The sequence below is a fragment of the Leptolyngbya sp. FACHB-541 genome (assembly GCF_014695875.1).
Taxonomy (GTDB): Bacteria; Cyanobacteriota; Cyanobacteriia; order Elainellales; family Elainellaceae; genus JAAUTN01.
The window spans coordinates 1-13,751 of record NZ_JACJPC010000082.1 but is presented as its reverse complement, the minus strand read 5'-3'; the positions used below and the strand labels follow the sequence as shown (position 1 = coordinate 13,751).

Below are 13,751 nucleotides of genomic sequence, written 5' to 3'. Positions count from 1 at the left end.
CTGATCTAAAACTTTTTCCTGAAAGGAGCCGCTCTGCCCATGCTAGATTTAGCCGTTTGCTCTGCGCTTCCCGTCAGTTCGTGGATAGCCTTCACTAAATTAATCTCGCAGTGGTTGATGCATCCTGTGCGGATCACCCTGGGGTTGGTGATTCTGTTGGGATTCGCTCAACTTCTGTTGCGTCGCCGTCAACGGCGCATCTTGAATCTGACGATCGCCTCCCTCCTGCTAATCTACGGTCTGGCGATCGCCCCACCTAGCGTCAATCTGGCAGAGAAGGTGCTGGTAAGCTTACTGCCTCAAGACACTGGAGCTAACGCTGATGCGATTGTGATTTTGGGTAGGGGTTCAGTACTCAGTCCAAGTCGAGTTGAGCTGGCTGCCGAACTCTGGCAGGCTGACAGAGCGCCGTTGATTTTTACTAGCGGCATGGGTGATTCCCCCGCAATGCTGAAAATGCTGGAGGAACAAGGAATTCCAGATGCTGCCTTGGATGGAGAGGGCTGCTCTCAAACCACGCGAGAAAACGCCCTATTTACGGTAGAAGCACTCCGACCCAAGGGAATTACACGCATTTTGCTGATTACAGACTCCCCTCACATGCTGCGATCGCTTCTCACCTTTCAAAGCGTAGGATTTGAAGTGACCCCAATTCCTAGCCCTGTACCGAGAGAAGTTGGGCGACGCGGCAAAGCAACGCTAGTCTTACGAGAATATGCAGGGCTTGTCACCTACGGGTTGAGGGGACGGTTCTTTCCACCGGAAACGAGAGCCAGTCTAGAAAGACTCATTCCCATCATCTGAGCCAGGTTTCGCTGATTACGGCACAACGGCGATGCACTCAATTTCTACCCGCACGTCTTTAGGCAAGCGGGACACTTCAACGCAGGCACGAGCGGGAGCTGTTGCTTCATCAAAGTGTTGAGCGTAGACCGCATTCATTGCAGCAAAGTCGTTCATATCTGCCAGAAATACGGTGGTTTTAACCACATCCTCAAGGGTCGATCCGGCAGCTTCAAGAATTGCTTTCAGGTTGGTGATCGCCCGCTCGGTCTGCTCGGCAACTGCTTCCCCGACAATTTGACCTGTTACTGGATCAAGCGGAATTTGCCCAGCTACAAAGACTAGCTGTCCCGTTGCAGCGATCGCCTGATTGTAAGGGCCAACTGGAGCGGGAGCCTGATCCGTTTGAATAATTTTTCGCGCCATAGATTCAAAAATAGTTTGAGATTTGATGAGATCGAGGTTGATCAACCTGGAATTTGGAGCCGAGGACGTATCTGATAAAGACGGTAATTCCAGTAGTCTTTGAGGATGCGATCGTGGTCAAAGCACAAATTCTGAGGAACTTCCCAGGGTAAAAAAAGCTTGAGGCTCTTAGCATCGTCCTGGGCAGTTGGCTCCCCACTGGCAGTCGCAATAAACACGATACTTAGCGTATGCTGACGAGGATCGCGCCCTGGATCAGAATACACCTGAAACTGCTCAATTAGCTCTACTGCTAAACCCGTTTCTTCTAAGGCTTCGCGCTGAGCTGCCGTCTCGACTGACTCTCCATAATCTACGAACCCACCTGGGATTGCCCAACCATGCGGGGGATTGAGCCGCTCGATTAAAACGATGGGGCGAAAGGGGCGATCGCGCATCTCAATGATGATGTCAACGGTGGGGGTTGGATTTCTGTAAGCCACAGTTCTTGCCTTTAACGTTCAGCGCGCAACAACCGCTTTACCGTTTGAACCATTTCTGGCGGATGAAATGGTTTGGTGATGTAGGCATCTGCGCCCTGCTTCATCCCCCAATAGCGGTCAAATTCCTCGCTTTTGGTGGAACAAATTAACACTGGAATGCTTTGTGTTTTGGGTCCATTCTTAATCCAGCGGCAAAGCTCATAGCCGTTCATCTCCGGCATAATCAAATCTGTGATGACCAAGTCTGGAAACTTTGCCTGAATTTGCTGCTTTGCCTCTAAGCCATTAGTCGCTTCAAGTACGCTCATACCGCTGTCGATGAGGAGTTCTGAGAGCATATGGCGCACCGTTTGGCTATCGTCCACAACCAGGACTGTAGTCATAAATCCTTACTTGGCTTTAGGATACGTGAATCAAGAGGGTAATCCCCAGCAAAGTCTTCTCAGCAAAAGCTGCGTACCGGGATGCCCCCCGATAGTATTCCCGCAAATCTCCTAAAGTTGCTGCTTAAAGAGCTATTTCTTGATCAGGATACTCCCTTACTCTACCACCAGTGGCGATCGCCTCACATCAGCACCACTACGGCTCAGCAACTAACCCTTCTTTCGGTAGCTATTCCACCAAAGCCTCAATCCCCTTTGCCCCTAGCACATTATCATTGATAGAAAATCAGCCCTGCAAGCGGTTCTCAAGCTTGCAGGGCTGATTTTCAAGCTCACTTAGAAGATACCCCCAGGGGAATTCGAATCCCCGTCGCCTCCGTGAAAGGGAGGTGTCCTAGGCCTCTAGACGATGGGGGCTTGCTTTAAGTGAACCTTAATTAAGATAACGAAGGTTACTGATTCTGTCAACTCCCCAGTTAAAACTAATTGAATTAAGCTTCTGGAGCCTTCCTGCCTGGGTTGCGAGTCGCTGTGGCTGGATGCCGCTAATCAATTTGTACAGGCTGTACAGGATTGGGTCTTTCTGTGGGGCAAGGGAAAGGTTTTGCAAATGTGAAAGCTGTGGCTGAATCTCCGTGCTGCGAGAGGTACTCCAACCTGGCTTTACCTTCTTCTACAGTTGGCAGGTGACCTGCCGGAACCCACCACATGGCGAAGTGTTCTCCCTGGTATTTCTCAAACCACTGGCGGCGACGCACAAAAAACTCACTATGCAGACTTTGATAAACGTAAGTTTTTAGCTGGTTTACACTTTGCCAGACTGAGAGATTGATCAACATTTTCGGGTCAGGATAGGCTCGAATCTGAGTTGCGTTGCCGGATGAGGATTGTAGCCGCCAAACAAAACCTGGGCTTTGATCGGCGATCGCATTCACCTGATCTAGTGCAGTCGCAAACTCAGCCATGATTGGGTGATCAAGAGGCGCTTTCATCAAAGCAATGTTGATCTGAGCGAGATGATGCTGTTGGGATGCGTTAGATTCTGCTGTGGTCATGGTTTGTCGCCTCGAAAACACCTGACCACAAGTATTTAAGAATTGGCGCTAGTTTGTCTTGAATGATATTGACATCCAGCAGTGGCTATCTGGCGGTATTGACCAGGAGTAACTCCTACAATGCGCTTAAAGTGACGATTGAGATGACTTTGATCAGACATACCAACGGCGATCGCCACTTCTGCAAGGGTCATTTTCTGGCTTAAAAGCTGTTTTGCCTTCTCTACTCGCACCTGATTCAAATAGGTATAGGGTGGCATTCCGATAGCCTGACAAAAGATGCGAATTAAGTAAGAACGGTTTAAGCCCGTGAGGTTTGCCAATTGTTCTAGTGAAATATTGGCACTGAGATTGTCATGCAAATATTCTTTTACTAATTGAATAGCTCGATGCTCTTGCGAATTGCGAAAGGACGGAACTTTAACAGCCGCATAGTGAGCCAGAATTTCTGATAAAACTTTTACGAATAGAGACTGTTGTTCTAATCGATCTGGCGATCGCTCCAATGCTATATGCAGCGCAAGAATCTGTTTAGCTAAAGTTTCATCTTTAATGACTGCATCTCTAAAGTGAGGAAATTCTTTTATCTGAAGCTCACTCGCAATTTGCTGCACACTATCGATGTTGGCATACAGCATTCGATAAGAAAGCGGTTGTTCTTCAGCAGAATAGCCAGTATGAACCTCCTCTGGATTCATCAAAACAATGCTTTTAGGAGGGGCAAGGTAGCTGGAACCACGATAATAGTTTCCACCCACTCCAGCCTCAATCAAACCAATCGAATAACTTGAATGAGAGTGACGAGCATAGCTGTAGTGAATCGCCGTCGCTCGAAATAACTCCAAGTTACCTAACTCTGGAGCTATCCAAAATTTTGTCTTCCGATGGGTTAAGTCAGTCATACCTAGAAGAACAAGTTGGCTGTTTCAGAGTTTCACATCGTCAAGGAAATAGTACAGATACCCTAACCCCGCTTGCGTGTTCCTATTTACTTCTTGGGATAGTTCCAGTGGTCGTTTTAGTTTCCTACTATAGGTGCATCAAAAATTTCTCTTATTGATTAAGCGCTACTCGTGAGATGGTTACAGGTTAGCAAGGCTAATAATATTTATTGTTCTGGAGGAGATTTCAATGCAGTGCGATCGCCAACGTGTTAATTTCCGGTTGCTTGGTGCTGCAAGTGCCATGTTAGCGGGAATCGGGGCAGTTTCTTCGGCTCTAGCATCTGAGTTGATTGCCCAAGTCAATAGCTGCCCTGGTGTATTTTACGAAGAGCCCTTCAACAATACCGTTGCTCCACCTCAAGGATGCCCTCCCAATGCTGCCAGCAGCCAAGTGCCAGCAACTCCTGAAACTCCCGTAACTCCTAACCAAGCAGTTCCAGTACCCAGTGTCCCCACGAGTTTTCCTCCTACGCCAGAGCAAATTGAAGAACCTGTGACAGCAGTCATTCCTGTAAATGGAGCAGTCAGCGTCAGGCTGATCAATTCAACGGCTGCTGTAATCCGCTATCAGGTGATTGAAGACACAGAGTTGCGATCGCTTGCAGGCGACTCAGAGGTGACATTGCAAGAGTTAGCGACTCCGATCACAATCACGTTTTACCGAGAAGATAGAGGGCTGTTGACCGTGACTCCTGTAGCGATCGCCGAGCCTGGCGTGTTGGAAGTCACTTTAGATGAAACCACAGATTTAGGTGAAGATGAAACTGCCCTGGTGATTCAAGAAACAGGTTCAGTGTTCTTGAATTAAGTTACGTTTGCCCTGAATGTTGGGTTTCGCTTTGCTCCACCCAACCTACATCAGAAGAGGTGAAAACCTTTAGGATTAGGATTTCTGCGGTACGAACTTTCTTCAAGATTACTCAGTTTTGTGAGGGATGGAAGGGATGCACAGCGCTCTTTTTGTCTCTCACATTTTTACAGTAACAGGAAACACCGGGCAGCAATCTAGAGTCTGCTCTAAAAGTTGATTCTTGATGAAACGCACAAAAAATCCAACCCCTTCCACCAGCTTTGAGGCGCACTTCAGCAGGTAGATTTTGCAGAAGATTGTCCGGTAGAGTGTCTATGGGTGCGTATCAATAGAAACAGCAGCATGAAGCAATTGTGAAGTGGTAGGGTAATGGGCAGAAAAAAAGCACCTGTTTCGGACGCTGCAACCGCACCCCGCGATCGCACTCAACCAGGAAAGACAACAAAAAGCTTCCAGAAATTTCGGTTGAGTACCTGGGGACATGGCTTAACCGGAGCATGGGTACTGATGGCGGCAGCGACGACTGCCCTGAACTTAGGAATTGTTGATCTCTTAGAGCGGCAGGTACAAGCTCTTTTCTTTGAAGTGAGAGGGGCGATCGCAGCTCCTCCAGAAGTTGTGATTTTGGCGATCGACGAAACGTCTTTGGCACAGCAGGAATTTTATCAAACCGATCCGGATAAATATTCCTACCTAGAGCCAATTCAAAGCTGGCCCTGGCAGCGCTCAGCCTATGCCCAGGTGATTGATAAGCTGATGGCGGCAGGTGCTCGGTCGGTTTCACTCGATATCATCTTCTCAGCACCGAGTAGCTACGGTGAAGTGGATGACCAGCAGTTTGCTCAATCGCTTCAGCAACACGCAGAACGGGTAGTGCTAGCCGCCCAATATAACGATGTAGAAACACCACAGGGTTTTACGACACAATTGACCTCGCCCCTGGCGTTGTTTCAACATCACCCTAATCAGGCTGGCTCGATTAATTTCTTTATGGAACCTGACGGCAAAATCCATCGATTTGGCAATCAGTTTCTTGTTGAGTTAATCCAGAATTCTCCAGCGAATGAGGTAGAGGCTTATCGAGAATTGGCTGCGACCACTCCCACATTTGTGGATGCAACCCTTCGGGCGGCTCAGGTTGAGTATCCTACACCTAGAGGGAAACACATCTTTTTCTATGGACCGAGCCAAACGTTTGAGCACATTCCTTTTTGGTATGTGTTAGACCCAACAACTTGGGAGACTACCCTGCAATCGGGTGAGTATTTCAAAGACAAGATTGTTCTGATTGGGGCAACCGCAGCGGTACATCAAGATTTTCATGCTGCTCCTTTTTCTAAAAGCTGGCTCTACTCTGAACCAATGGCTGGAGTTGAGATTCACGCTAATGCGATCGCCTCTCTATTGCAAGGGCGATCGCTAGCAGAAGCATTACCCCAAGCTCCGCTGCGAGGACTGGTTTTGCTAATTGGTTTGGCTGGGGCTGGATTGCTGCTGAGCCGCCCCCGTCAGCCTGCAATGCGCTGGGTCTGGGCAATGGGAATGACGATCGCTTGGGGAGGTATTAGCTATATTGCATTTACTTATGGTCAGCTGATTTTACCAACGGCTATTCCGGTAGGGGCGATCACCCTGAGCGGCTTTTCTCAACTCATGGCAGGCTCCGTCAAAGAACAACAGCGAAAACAACACCTGCGAGACACGCTAAAACAATACGCCACTTCCCCCATTGTCCAGGAAATTATTAGCCAGCAAGATGACTTGCAAGATCTGATCCAAGAGCGAGAACAAGCGCTTTCGGGCAAAGTATTACACGATCGCTACAAAATTGTTAAAGTTCTCGGTTCTGGTGGCTTTAGCGAAACTTATATTGCTGAAGATATGAAGCGATCGGGCAGTGCACCCTGTGTGGTGAAACAGTTGAGAATTGCCAGCGATAATCTGGATACTCTGAAGCTAGCCCGAAGGCTGTTTGCGACCGAAGCCGAAACCCTAGAACGGTTGGGGCAACACGATCAAATTCCCTCGTTCCTGAATTCATTTGAGGAAGATCAGGAGTTTTATCTGGTTCAAGAATTTGTAGCAGGACAGCCACTCTCTAATGAGTTCAACTCTCGTGTTCCCTTACCTGAATCAAAGGTAGTTGTAATCCTACAAGATCTCCTGCGTGTGCTGGAGTTTGTTCACAGTCAGGGCGTGATCCACCGTGACTTGAAACCCTCAAACATTATCCGGCGCAAGTCAGACAATCGACTCGTTCTCATTGACTTTGGTATTGCTAAAAGAATTACAACTCAGCTAGCTGACGTTGAGCGCAACACTAAGTTTACTGTGGCGGTGGGTACTCCAGGCTATATGCCTAATGAACAGTCTGCTGGGCGACCTCACTTTAACAGTGACATTTATGCTTTAGGCATGATTGCGATCGAAGCTTTAACGGGGCAACCTCCTCACATGCTCAATCATGATGGCATGACAGGCGAAGTGATTTGGCGCAAGCAGGCACCTCAGGTTAGTTCTGAGTGTGCTGATGTATTAACCAAGATGGTGCGCTACGACTTTACTCAACGCTATACGTCAGTCCGCCAAGTGCATGAAGCATTGAAACAACTACCCATTGTCTTAAACTCAGTTGTGGCGACTGCTCAACTAGAAGAGGGTTCCACTGCCATCTTTGAACAGGCAGACACTGCTATGTTGACGCAGGAAGACACTGCCGTCTTTGAGCAAGCAGATACCGCTATCTTTGAGCAAGCAGACATTACTGTGTCACCTGAAGATTCTAAGCAAGGTTCTTTAGAAGACTTGACTAAAGTAAAAGCAGAAGACACTGCGCCGCTGCCTGAGAACTAGATATAGCAGTGCTTAAGATACATTCACTTCATGTTCTTTTGGTGAAGAAGAAGGGGAGCGATCGCCTCTAACGTAAAACTTCCGCATGATTACTGAGAAACATCCATAATGCGGTACAAGGTTTTGTTATTCTAAGAAAACGACACGGGTGCTTACGCCGTAAATTCTCTGAGTTACATCTTTAATTAGTTCTAAAAAATAAAAATTTACAGAAAAATTCTGTGCTTCTACTGAAAAAAGAAAAGAAAAGTGGGTGCTTCTGTCCGGAGACACGCTTTGTGCTGTGGAAAGAGGTTTTCAGAGCCAACTTGAAGAGTTTGTGTTTTGCAAAGCGTGAAGTGCTTTGTACTTCAGCGAATGGAGACTGCCAATGTTCAGTCGTATTACTCCCGTAATTGCTGCACTCGTATGCAGCTTGATGTTTTTACCGACGGAAGTCCACGCTCAGACGGTTCTAAGGCGGGCAGTCATTGAGGCAGTTCGAAATCGGGTTCAACTGCTGCCTCAGAGCCAGTCTTCCCGTAATGCTCGCATTTCTGACGTACTCACTCCTGGAGACGGGCTTTCAACTGCCCGCTCATCTTCGGCAGAGCTCCGGTTTAATGATGGTTCTTTAGGAAGGTTGGGACAACAGGTCGTGTTCCGGTTTTCATCTGGAACACGCAATTTTGAGCTTTCTAACGGAACGGTTTTGCTGCTGATTCCACCGGGACAAGGCAGAACCAACATTCGCACACCCAACGCAGCAGCTGGAATTCAAGGTTCTGCTCTATTTGTTCGCTACATTCCTGAGACAGACACCACGATTGTAGGTGCTCTAACCGATAGCGGGATTGAAGTATCTAACCAGGATGGCTCTCAAACGCAAGAGCTTCGGGGTGGTCAACTCGCAGTGGCAGTGGGCGATCGCCTAGAAGGGGTTTATGACTTTGACCTCACTACCTTTTATGAATCGAGTGAGCTAGTTCGTGGGCTAACTCCAACTGAAGTTTTAGCAACTCCCGATGAAGCGATCGCCCCCGTTCAAGAGGAAATGCGGGCCGCAGTTAGCGCTCAGCCTCCTCTCTCAGACGCAGAGGTAATTGAGAACCCTGAGTTTGTACGATCGCCACAGCAGGGTGGACAGCCCACCGCAACAACTCCTGATACACCTGCTAATTCCTCATCTGATCCTACTAACCCACCTACTAATTCAGGAACAAATAATACACCTCCAGGCAGAGACTCTATTAACCAGGAGCCAAACGTTACTCCTGATCGGAATGCTGGAGGGATTATCACCACTCCAGTTACTGACAGGCTTCCAGTACAAGACCCAACCGTTCGAGATGTAGTCCCCCAACAGGGTCGAAGCGACGATCGTCCTAATCCTGGTAACAACCCACCTGGACAAGGGCAAACACCTCCTGGCAACGGCAACGGTGGCAACAGCGGTAATGGCGGCAACGGTGGCAACGGCAATGGCAATGGTGGCAACGGTGGCAACAGCGGTAATGGCGGCAACGGCAACGGTGGCAACGGCAATGGCGGTAATGGTGGCAATGGACGCCCTGTTATAAATATTCCCAATGATAGAGATGGTCGGGATGATGACGATGATGAGCGTCCTGGCAATGATGATGACGAGCGTCCTGGCAATGGCAACGGTAATGGCAACGGCAACGGCAATGGCAACGGCAATGGCAACGACCGTCCTGGAAATGGTAATGGCAACGGCAACGGCAATGCCAACGGTAACGGCAACGGCAACGGCAACGACCGTCCTGGAAATGGTAATGGCAACGGCAACAGCAATGACCGTCCTGGAAATGGTAATGGCAACGGCAACGGCAATGGCAACGACCGTCCTGGAAATGGTAATGGCAACGGTAACGGCAACGGCAACGACCGTCCTGGAAATGGCAACGGCAACGGCAACAGCAATGACCGTCCTGGAAATGGTAATGGCAACGGCAATGGCAACGACCGTCCTGTTATCAACATCCCCAACAACAGAGATGGTCGAGATGAAGACCGTCCTGGCAACGGTAATGGCAACGGCAACGGCAATGGCAACCGCGACTGATGAGCGGATATTAGCTTTGAGTTGAGTAACGTTGGGGACAGAATTATTCCTGATACAAAAGCTGGCAATGTCCAACTTTTGTATCAGGAAACAGTCGCCTGATCGGATTAACCATCCCCCAGATATGATTTTTGAAATGGAAGAATTTAACCGGTGTTTTTAAGACTCAGCCGAATTTGGAGAGAGTTTAACGCTCCTCAAACATCTATCTCGGCAAACAGGAAAGCTCCTACCTACCAGCACAAGCAATCCGCACCTCTAGACTTTAATCTCCTAAAGTTACCAATTTTCTGGATTGCTTTTGTCTCCAACAGTGCTGCTTATGCTGCTCCCAAAACTGCTTCACCTGACTCACTCATTACACCTCACGCTGAGGGGCAGTTACCTTCCAGACAAATTGCTGTAGACAAGGCGATCGCCAATCCTAAGGTTGAGTCACTTCAGATGCCATTCATGGGTCAAGTGGCACCTCCCGAAATGCTTACTCCGTCCAGGGTTGAACGACTCGAAACAGAAGCTTTCGTCTCAGAAGAAAATTCTGAAGTCAATACCACTGGAGCTAGCGATCCAGAATTAGGAATCTTGCGGCTGCGGGAACAAGAATTGCAGCAGACAGTACCGGCTGAACCAGACTCAGCCCCAACTGATGAACAAGAACTGCAGCAGACAGTACCGACTGAACCAAACTCAGTCCCAACTGATGAGCAAGTTGACGAGTCAGAAGGTGATGAAGAACTGGGAATTCTGAGATTACGAGAACAAGAGTTAGAGCAGATCGAGACTCAGTCAGATTCTCCTTCTGCTGAAACTATTTTCTTTATCGGTCGGTTGAGCTACTTCAAGAGCGACAACATTCTATTAGACCGACTTGACCCTATCGAGGATGAGCTAATTAGCCTCAGTGCTACGCTTTTGGCGGCTCCCAGTCTTGGACCAGACACACTATTGCTTGCTTCCGTAGAAGGTGGGCTAGTTCACTACAACGAACTCTCAGAACTAGACTATCGAGAGTTGGAGTTTAGAGCGAGCCTTCGCCAGTTTTTGTCAGCTCGTACCTATGGTGAGATTGGTTGGAGCAATCAGCAGCTTTTTGATGATGGCGATCGCTTTTTCAATGATCACTCTCTGCGGCTAACCCTGGCCCGGCGTGACCCGTTAGCCTCTGATTTAAGACTGGATAGTTTCTATCAACTGCGGCTAGGGTTTGCAGACCCAAGCGATCGCAGTCGTATCACTAACACTGTAGGTGTTGGCCTCAATTACAACCTTCAGCCTGACCTCCAGGTTGGGTTAGACTACCAGCTCACTCTAACTAACTTTACCCAACAAGATCGAGAAGATCTTTACAACCAAGTCGTGGCGCAGTTGAGTTACGACCTTTCTCGCAACAGCCGTATCATTCTCTTTGGCGGAGTGAGCTTTGGTGATTCATCTGACTCAGATGTTGATTTCAACAGCGCAATTTTTGGTGCTTCAATTGATGTGAATGTGCCATTGTTTTAGGGGCTCAAAACTTCTAGGGGTTCAAAACGAGGATGATACTGTTCTCACTTTAGGGGAACAAGCTGTACCTCCCTCATTCCTCATCCTTTCCCGGTGATTGCTGAAGAATCCCGTGAATCAAACCCTCCATTCGATCGACTCGTTCTCGCAAGAGATTCATTTGGGGTTGAGTTTCCTCCACCACCCAGTTGCTCAGGTCTGATTCAATCCATTTTGAGAGGTGAGAAATTGCCTGGAGCGGTGACTTCAAATCATAGCAAGCTACATAAACGGACTGTAGTTCTGCTTTTGTTTTGGTTAAAGCAGTATCGAGGCGATTCAGTTCATTAGATTGCCGCTGTAGCTCTGCCTCTGCCTGCTCTTTTGCAGTGATATCGTGAATCACGACAATATGGCGATCGTTAACCGGGATGTCGCTCACCGAAACTTTTATAGGGAAGGGAGTTCCAGCCTTATGTTTACCCATTCCTCTTTGCTGACGGACAGGCTGAAAGAGCTTGCCCGTAATCGTTTTTGGAGCAATCCGGTTTTGGTCGTTTTTGGCGATTGCCCCTCCATTCTCATCTGACAAAGGCAACAACACACTGATCTCTTTACCCTTCACTTCAGCTGGCTCATAGCCAAACATTTGCACGGCTGCTTGGTTAAAGGTTTCGATCTGTCCCTGCTGGTTAAGCGTAATAATGCCATCAACGACATTAGCAGCGATCGCCTGCGTCAAACTCTCACTTTCCTGAAGCTGTTTGGTTCGCTCTTGCAATTCTTGAGAGAGGCGATTTAAAAAATACCAGGCTGCGGCAGAACTCAAGATGCCAATACTAGCCGCTATAGCTAAAACGATCATGAGCGATCGCTGTTGTTCTAGCTGCTGGTTTTGCTCATCTAAAAGTTGGGGTGTGTCAGTTTCAGCAGTTGTCTGATCGGTTGGGCGATCTGACACCGATTGCTGTCTGATCCAGAGCGACCAGATCAACGGCACCGTCAAGCAGATCACTGGAATTGCCAGAAACATTGCGCCCCATTGCCGGGTAGAAAGGCTACCAACATCTCGTTTTCTGGAAAAGTGAGTTTGCATGTTAAGTCCTACACAGCCCTGAACGTCTTGACCCTGTATAACAGAATTTTGCTCCGAGGGCTGCTGAACATCTGTGGTAATTATGACGTTCTGATTAGCCAGGACGGCAAACGGCACCCGGTAAGTGATCGGGGTTAATTTCAATTACCAGGTCTACCAGGTGTGGATTGTGTTGCAGCGGAGTGATGAATAGGTCAGGGTGGAGCGATCGCCAGAAATAGCTGACAAATTGCTCAATTTCTAAATCTGTCATGCCCGATCGCCCCGTTGCTTTCATTTGTTGCTCTGCTTGCTGTCGCCACTGCTGGCTAAGACGGTAGTCTTTTGGATAAAGCAAGATCAGAGCGTCAAGCAATTCCCAAAGTGGTAGATACTCATGCAATCGCTGATTGATCTCACGAGCAAAGGCGCGATCGTCAGGGCTGACAATGGGTAGCGGTGCAGTTTCAAACAAAGCTGGGTCAATGGGTCGCACACCGACAAACCAACCCTCGAACAAAACAATGTCTACTCCGGCTACGGTTTCTGGATCGGTGCGATCGCCTGCTCCATTCCAGGCAGATTTGTCAAACCGGGGAATCTGCACAGGCTGGGATGGCTCAGCTAAACGCAACTGTTGCAGAGTAGTCAAGCCTAGCTGAATGTCATGTGTTCCCGGTGGTCCACGCCAGCGCAAACGCGGGTCTGCTTGTTGAAGCTGGAGGCGATCGCTATAGGTTTTGTACAGATCATCGAGTGACAAACTACATACTCGATAGCCCAGGTGCTTTAGAATCAGGGTCAAAATGGCTGCTAGTGTCGTTTTTCCAGTTCCCTGTCCGCCCAAGATGCCTTGAATCAGGGGACGTTCTAACTGACGGCGTTTTTCGGCAAGCTCAATTGCTAGAGGTAGCCATAGATTCCACAGGGTTTCTAGCGAATAGGTCTGCCAACCTAAGTGGGTTCGGCAAAAGGAGTCGAATTCGGGATAAATCTGCTGAAGTAGGTGCGATCGCTGCTGCACAACAGATTTCACGTTAGCCGCAGTTACTCCAAAAGCGTTGGACTGTAGCTCATCTGCTAGAAGCAAAGTTTCTAACTGTGTTTCTAATTCTGTTTCTGGCTGTGGAGTTAGAGACGTGGAATGCCCCACAGCTAAGAGTTCCAACATGTAAGTGAGCTTAGTATGCTCCAACTCCCGTGCTCCTTTACCTACATCGGCTTAGCAATGCCAAGTTCCCTTTCAAGTCGCCTGAACATAAACCTAGTCAAACCAATATCCAATCATAAAGCTGGAGCTTGTACGCAATGTAAGCATTTCATAACCTTATACCAATTCCAAAAATTAGGACTACAGATGGAAGGGCACCCCGCTGAGCGGGGTGCCCTTCC

General features: G+C 48.4%; 13 protein-coding genes and 1 tRNA gene. 6 read left to right on the top strand and 8 right to left on the bottom strand.

Annotated features, from left to right (window positions below):
* Positions 1-39 precede the first annotated feature (39 nt).
* Positions 40-804, top strand: a complete 765-nt coding sequence (locus H6G00_RS17580) for a YdcF family protein (protein WP_190641348.1) — start codon at positions 40-42, stop codon at positions 802-804.
* 15 nt (positions 805-819) lie between these two features.
* On the opposite strand, the gene H6G00_RS17575 is transcribed toward H6G00_RS17580, so the two are convergent.
* The 3 genes from H6G00_RS17575 to H6G00_RS17565 are packed head-to-tail and all read right to left on the bottom strand — an operon-like array spanning position 820 to position 2,074.
* Positions 820-1,209, bottom strand: a complete 390-nt coding sequence (locus tag H6G00_RS17575; RefSeq protein ID WP_190641347.1) for a RidA family protein — start codon at positions 1,207-1,209, stop codon at positions 820-822.
* Positions 1,210-1,250: 41 nt separating this feature from the next.
* Positions 1,251-1,691, bottom strand: coding sequence for an NUDIX domain-containing protein (locus H6G00_RS17570; protein WP_190641346.1), 441 nt, complete (start codon positions 1,689-1,691; stop codon positions 1,251-1,253).
* Between the two features lie 11 nt (positions 1,692-1,702).
* Positions 1,703-2,074, bottom strand: a complete 372-nt coding sequence (locus H6G00_RS17565) for a response regulator (protein ID WP_190641345.1) — start codon at positions 2,072-2,074, stop codon at positions 1,703-1,705.
* Between the two features lie 81 nt (positions 2,075-2,155).
* Between H6G00_RS17565 and H6G00_RS17560 the strand changes: the two genes are divergently transcribed.
* Positions 2,156-2,353 carry a hypothetical protein gene (locus tag H6G00_RS17560; RefSeq protein ID WP_190797746.1) on the top strand — a complete coding sequence of 66 codons (198 nt, stop codon included), beginning with the start codon at positions 2,156-2,158 and terminating at the stop codon, positions 2,351-2,353.
* Between the two features lie 65 nt (positions 2,354-2,418).
* Here the strand turns inward: H6G00_RS17560 and H6G00_RS17555 are convergent.
* The 3 genes from H6G00_RS17555 to H6G00_RS17545 all read right to left on the bottom strand — a co-directional run bounded on the left by H6G00_RS17555 (position 2,419) and on the right by H6G00_RS17545 (position 4,031).
* Positions 2,419-2,491, bottom strand: a tRNA-Glu gene (locus tag H6G00_RS17555).
* Between the two features lie 128 nt (positions 2,492-2,619).
* Entirely contained in the window at positions 2,620-3,129 is a 510-nt protein-coding gene (locus H6G00_RS17550; protein ID WP_190797745.1) for a DUF3291 domain-containing protein, read from the bottom strand.
* Positions 3,130-3,164: 35 nt separating this feature from the next.
* Positions 3,165-4,031, bottom strand: coding sequence for an AraC family transcriptional regulator (locus tag H6G00_RS17545; RefSeq protein WP_190797744.1), 867 nt, complete (start codon positions 4,029-4,031; stop codon positions 3,165-3,167).
* Between the two features lie 229 nt (positions 4,032-4,260).
* Here H6G00_RS17545 and H6G00_RS17540 point away from each other — a divergent pair, with 229 nt between their 5' ends.
* The 4 genes from H6G00_RS17540 (at position 4,261) to H6G00_RS17525 (ending at position 11,305) form a co-directional block, all read left to right on the top strand.
* Positions 4,261-4,881: a hypothetical protein gene (locus H6G00_RS17540; protein WP_190797743.1), complete on the top strand. Its 621-nt coding sequence runs from the start codon at positions 4,261-4,263 to the stop codon at positions 4,879-4,881.
* A gap of 372 nt (positions 4,882-5,253) precedes the next feature.
* Complete coding sequence (locus H6G00_RS17535) at positions 5,254-7,737, top strand: serine/threonine-protein kinase (protein ID WP_190797742.1); 2,484 nt, start codon at positions 5,254-5,256, stop codon at positions 7,735-7,737.
* Positions 7,738-8,107: 370 nt separating this feature from the next.
* Complete coding sequence (locus H6G00_RS17530) at positions 8,108-9,802, top strand: FecR domain-containing protein (protein ID WP_190797741.1); 1,695 nt, start codon at positions 8,108-8,110, stop codon at positions 9,800-9,802.
* Between the two features lie 153 nt (positions 9,803-9,955).
* Positions 9,956-11,305, top strand: coding sequence for an outer membrane beta-barrel protein (locus H6G00_RS17525; RefSeq protein WP_190797740.1), 1,350 nt, complete (start codon positions 9,956-9,958; stop codon positions 11,303-11,305).
* 73 nt (positions 11,306-11,378) lie between these two features.
* Here the strand turns inward: H6G00_RS17525 and H6G00_RS17520 are convergent, their stop codons facing one another.
* Together H6G00_RS17520 and H6G00_RS17515 are read right to left on the bottom strand one after the other, a co-directional pair.
* Positions 11,379-12,524, bottom strand: a complete 1,146-nt coding sequence (locus H6G00_RS17520) for a PAS domain S-box protein (RefSeq protein ID WP_190797739.1) — start codon at positions 12,522-12,524, stop codon at positions 11,379-11,381.
* On the bottom strand, positions 12,475-13,530 hold the full coding sequence (locus H6G00_RS17515; RefSeq protein WP_199318555.1) for a glycerate kinase: 1,056 nt from the start codon (positions 13,528-13,530) through the stop codon (positions 12,475-12,477). Before H6G00_RS17515 ends, H6G00_RS17520 begins: the two co-directional genes overlap by 50 nt.
* Positions 13,531-13,751: the final 221 nt, after the last annotated feature.

Excerpts from the sequence above, each read along its gene's own strand:
- H6G00_RS17565 (WP_190641345.1), bottom strand. The coding sequence starts at position 2,074 with ATGACTACAGTCCTGGTTGTGGACGATAGCCAAACGGTGCGCCATATG.
- H6G00_RS17580 (WP_190641348.1), top strand. The coding sequence starts at position 40 with ATGCTAGATTTAGCCGTTTGCTCTGCGCTTCCCGTCAGTTCGTGGATA.
- H6G00_RS17530 (WP_190797741.1), top strand. The coding sequence starts at position 8,108 with ATGTTCAGTCGTATTACTCCCGTAATTGCTGCACTCGTATGCAGCTTG.
- H6G00_RS17515 (WP_199318555.1), bottom strand. The coding sequence starts at position 13,530 with ATGTTGGAACTCTTAGCTGTGGGGCATTCCACGTCTCTAACTCCACAG.
- H6G00_RS17545 (WP_190797744.1), bottom strand. The coding sequence starts at position 4,031 with ATGACTGACTTAACCCATCGGAAGACAAAATTTTGGATAGCTCCAGAG.
- H6G00_RS17550 (WP_190797745.1), bottom strand. The coding sequence starts at position 3,129 with ATGACCACAGCAGAATCTAACGCATCCCAACAGCATCATCTCGCTCAG.
- H6G00_RS17560 (WP_190797746.1), top strand. The coding sequence starts at position 2,156 with ATGCCCCCCGATAGTATTCCCGCAAATCTCCTAAAGTTGCTGCTTAAA.
- H6G00_RS17535 (WP_190797742.1), top strand. The coding sequence starts at position 5,254 with ATGGGCAGAAAAAAAGCACCTGTTTCGGACGCTGCAACCGCACCCCGC.
- H6G00_RS17540 (WP_190797743.1), top strand. The coding sequence starts at position 4,261 with ATGCAGTGCGATCGCCAACGTGTTAATTTCCGGTTGCTTGGTGCTGCA.
- H6G00_RS17575 (WP_190641347.1), bottom strand. The coding sequence starts at position 1,209 with ATGGCGCGAAAAATTATTCAAACGGATCAGGCTCCCGCTCCAGTTGGC.